This window comes from Streptomyces sp. BE303, assembly GCF_036290945.1.
GTDB lineage: Bacteria > Actinomycetota > Actinomycetes > Streptomycetales > Streptomycetaceae > Kitasatospora.
Genome location: NZ_JAQYWZ010000869.1, coordinates 1 through 4027, shown reverse-complemented (window position 1 = coordinate 4027; position 4027 = coordinate 1). Strand labels below are relative to the sequence as shown.

The 4027-nt window shown below is 68.1% G+C and carries 4 protein-coding genes and 2 pseudogenes; 5 read left to right on the top strand and 1 reads right to left on the bottom strand.

Translation table 11 applies throughout. From position 1 onward, the window contains the following. A pseudogene (locus PUR56_RS31260) lies at nt 1-139 on the top strand (IS481 family transposase); the annotation flags it as partial. Here PUR56_RS31260 and PUR56_RS31255 read toward each other — a convergent pair. Beyond that, nucleotides 136-561 (bottom strand): hypothetical protein, encoded by a 426-nt coding sequence (locus PUR56_RS31255; protein ID WP_329951442.1) that lies wholly within the window; start codon nt 559-561, stop codon nt 136-138. The pseudogene PUR56_RS31260 and the gene PUR56_RS31255 overlap by 4 nt on opposite strands. A 394-nt stretch (nt 562-955) precedes the next feature. On the opposite strand from PUR56_RS31255, the gene ctaE reads away from it, so the two are divergent. From ctaE to PUR56_RS31235, 4 genes and pseudogenes are all read left to right on the top strand, one after another. Next, on the top strand, nt 956-1576 hold the full coding sequence (ctaE, locus tag PUR56_RS31250; RefSeq protein ID WP_329882197.1) for an aa3-type cytochrome oxidase subunit III: 621 nt from the start codon (nt 956-958) through the stop codon (nt 1574-1576). 188 nt (nt 1577-1764) lie between these two features. Then, on the top strand, nt 1765-2574 hold the full coding sequence (gene qcrC, locus PUR56_RS31245) for a cytochrome bc1 complex diheme cytochrome c subunit (RefSeq protein ID WP_329882198.1): 810 nt from the start codon (nt 1765-1767) through the stop codon (nt 2572-2574). Next, a complete protein-coding gene (gene qcrA, locus PUR56_RS31240) occupies nt 2571-3641 on the top strand; it encodes a cytochrome bc1 complex Rieske iron-sulfur subunit (RefSeq protein ID WP_443034595.1) in 1071 nt (356 codons plus the stop codon). The genes qcrC and qcrA overlap by 4 nt, the downstream gene beginning before the upstream one ends. Next, nucleotides 3638-4027, top strand: a pseudogene (locus PUR56_RS31235) (ubiquinol-cytochrome c reductase cytochrome b subunit); the annotation flags it as partial. The gene qcrA and the pseudogene PUR56_RS31235, both read left to right, overlap by 4 nt.

The window sequence follows — 4027 nt, the reverse complement described above, 5'->3', positions numbered from 1 at the left end:
CCCCTACACCAGCAACCAGGAACGAACCGAAGCGCTCCCCGACTTCCTGCACGCCTACAACTACCATCGCTGCCACACCGCACTCGGAGGCCAACCCCCGATCACGCGTGTCAACAATCCTGCGGGTCAATACAGCTAGCGGGCGGCCGGCGTCCGCTTGGCCAGCCGCGCCCGGAGCAGCGTGCCCGCGGACCCGGCCAGCGCCACCGGGTCCACCGGCTGGGAGATCGCCGCGTCGGCCCGGCTCCAGGCGGCGAGCCAGGAGTCCTGCGGCCGGCCGATCAGCACCAGCAGCGGCGGGCACCCGTAGATCTCGTCCTTCAGCTGCCGGGCGAGTCCGAGCCCGCCGGCCGGAACCGCCTCCCCGTCCAGCACACAGAGGTCCACGCCGCCCTTCTCCAGCGCCTTGAGCACCGCGGGGGTGGTCGCGCACTCCAGGTAGGACAGCTCCGGCAGATCCTCGGCCACCCGGCTGCCGAGTGCCGTGCGCACCTGCTCGCGGGTGGTGCGGTCGTGGCTGTAGACGAGAACGGTCAGCGTCTCGTCTGTCGTGTACGCCATGGGCCCTGCTCCCTCACGTGTGATCCGGACCACGTTCGCCTCTCCCCGGATGCTACTCCCGATCACCGGCCGCCGAGCCACTCCCGCGCGATCCTTCTCAAGCCGCCGCGCCCACGACTGGTCCGGCCGGAGGACAGCGCGTCACCCTCACCCCCTCAGTCCACCCGTACGGCGGACGGGGAGCTTCTCCCCTTACTACCGGAGGGCCCCGAAAGGGTGGTGCGACACGCGGGCAACAGGGTCGAAGGGGCCTTCGAAGAACCGTCAGAAAAGGGACACGCCGCTGCTCAGCGGCGGTCCGGACGGCCCGTCGGCCACCAGGGGGGCATACCGCACGCACCGGACACTCCGAGGGACACCCCCCGACGTGAAGACGGAATAAGGGACCGACATAATGTCCGTCGTGGCGACAGCAACAGCAGTAGAAACCGGGCACGCGCACGGATCGGTCAACCGGCCGAACATGGTCAGCGTCGGAACGATCGTCTGGCTCAGTTCCGAGTTGATGTTCTTCGCGGCCCTCTTCGCGATGTACTTCACGCTCCGCTCCGTGAAGGGAGCCGAGTACTGGACCGAGAAGGCGCACGCCCTCAACGTGCCTTTCTCCTCGGTCAACACCACGATCCTGGTGCTCTCCTCGCTCACCTGCCAGCTCGGCGTCTTCGCCGCCGAGCGCGGGGACGTGAAGAAGCTCCGCTCGTGGTTCATCATCACCTTCGTGATGGGCGCGATCTTCATCGGCGGCCAGATCTTCGAGTACACCGAGCTGGTCAAGAAGGACGGTCTCTCGCTGTCCTCCGACCCGTACGGCACGGTGTTCTACCTGACCACCGGCTTCCACGGTCTGCATGTGACGGGTGGTCTGATCGCCTTCCTGCTGGTCCTGGGACGGACGTACGCAGCCAAGCGCTTCACGCACGAGCAGGCCACCGCCGCGATCGTGGTGTCGTACTACTGGCACTTCGTCGATGTCGTGTGGATCGCCCTGTTCGCGACCATCTACCTGATCAAGTAACCAGCTGATCAGGTCGCTGGCCACCGGCTCCGGGTCCCGCCCTTCTGGGTGACGGCCCGATTTCGCCGGTGGGCGACGCTCCCACCGACCGACCGCGCGCGCAGCCCTAGACAGGCAGCCTCGTGCCGGCCAGACCGGCCGCCGGGTGCACCCACCAGTCGACCAGATCCTGACACCGGGGTTATTCCGTGAAAAAGCTCTCCGCACGACGGCGCCACCCACTGGCGGCGCTGGTCGTCCTACTTCTCGCCCTGGCGGCAACCGGGGGGCTGTACGCCGCGTTCGCGCCCGCCGACAAGGCGCAGGCCGACGTCGCCGCGCAGTCGCTCGCGATCGATGAGGGCAAGAAGCTCTTCGCCGTGGGCTGCTCCTCCTGCCACGGCCTGAACGGCCAGGGTTCGAGCGACGGTCCCAGCCTGGTCGGCGTCGGCTCCGCCGCGGTCGACTTCCAGGTCGGTACCGGCCGCATGCCGGCCCAGCAGCCCGGCGCCCAGGTGCCGGCCAAGAAGAACATCTACTCGCAGGCCGAGATCGACCAGATGGCCGCCTTCGTGGCCTCGCTCGGCCCCGGCCCGGTGACGCCGACCGAGGAGCAGTACACCTCGACCAACCCCGAGGACCTCTCCAAGGGCGGCGAGCTGTTCCGCACCAACTGCGCCCAGTGCCACAACTTCGCCGGTCAGGGCGGTGCCCTGACCCAGGGCAAGTACGCCCCGTCGCTGGAGGGCGTGGACGCGAAGCACATCTACGAGGCCATGCAGACCGGCCCGCAGAACATGCCGTCGTTCCCGGACGGCACCATGCCCGAGGAGCAGAAGAAGCAGATCGTGGCCTTCGTCCGCCACACCACCAACGATGAGCCCAACCCCGGCGGTCTCACGCTCGGCAGCCTCGGTCCGGTGACCGAGGGCCTGTTCGGCTGGATCTTCGGGCTCGGAGCGCTCATCGCGGTCGCGATCTGGGTCGCCGCCCACACCACCAAGGCCAAGAAGTCATGAGCCACGACATGTCAGAAGAGAAGCTCCCGGAGTCCCACGGCTCCGCCGGGCACCACGAGGTGGCCACCCACGGCGATCCGTTCGCCGACCCGGGTCTGCCGGAGCACCAACCGCGCCGCACCGACATCGACGAGCGGGCCGCCAAGCGGGCCGAGCGCCAGGTGTCGCTGATGTTCGTGGTCTCGATGATCGCCACCGTCGCCTTCATCGCCTCCTACGTGGCCATCGACAAGGACAAGATCGTCTACGTCTGGCCGCTCGGACACGTCAGCGCGCTGAACTTCGCCCTGGGCATGACCCTGGGCGTGGCTCTGTTCCTGATCGGCGCGGGCGCGGTCCACTGGGCCCGCACCCTGATGTCGGACGTCGAGCTGCCGGCCGAGCGTCACCCGATCGAGGCCGACGACGAGGTCCGCAACGACGTCATCGAGCAGTTCCGGACGGGCGCCGCGGAGTCCGGCTTCGGCCGCCGCAAGATGATCCGCAACACCCTCATCGGTTCGATGGCCCTGGTGCCGCTCTCCGGTGTGGTGCTGCTGCGCGACCTGGGCCCGCTGCCCGAGGACAAGCTGGAGCACACCGGCTGGCTGGAGGCCACCCCGGCCAAGCCCCTGGCGCTCATCAACATGAACACCAACCTGCCGATGACGGCGGAGGACATCGTGGTCGGGTCGCTGACCTTCGCGATGCCCGAGGGTCTGCACACCCACGACGAGGACTTCCAGCAGCGCATCGCCAAGGACGCCCTGATGCTGGTGCGCATCGCGCCGGCGGACATCAAGGACGAGCAGTCGAAGGAGCTGGGTTTCGAGGGCATCCTCGCCTACTCCAAGATCTGCACCCACGTCGGCTGCCCGATCAGCCTCTACGAGCAGCAGACCCACCACGCGCTCTGCCCCTGCCACCAGTCGACCTTCGACCTGGCGGACGGCGCGCGCGTCATCTTCGGCCCGGCCGGCCACCCGCTGCCGCAGCTGAAGATCACCACTGACGAGAAGGGCTTCCTGGTCGCCACCGGCGACTTCGACGAGCCCGTCGGCCCGAGCTACTGGGAGCGTGCTCGATGAGTAGCGCGAGCCGCACCACTTCCGGTGCCACCAAGCCCGCCAGCACGCGCGCCAAGCCCGCCAACAAGTGGGAGCAGGCGGCGGACTGGACGGACGGCCGGCTGGGGATCTACTCCCTCGCCCGGGCCAACCTGCGCAAGATCTTCCCGGACCACTGGTCCTTCATGCTCGGTGAGATCTGCCTCTACACCTTCGTGATCATCATCCTGACCGGCGTCTACCTGACGCTGTTCTTCAAGCCCTCCATGGGCGAGGTGATCTACGACGGCGTGTACGTCCCGCTCAAGGGCATCCCGATGTCCGAGGCGTACGCGTCGACGGTCGACATCAGCTTCGAGGTGCGCGGCGGTCTGCTGGTCCGCCAGATCCACCACTGGGCCGCCCTG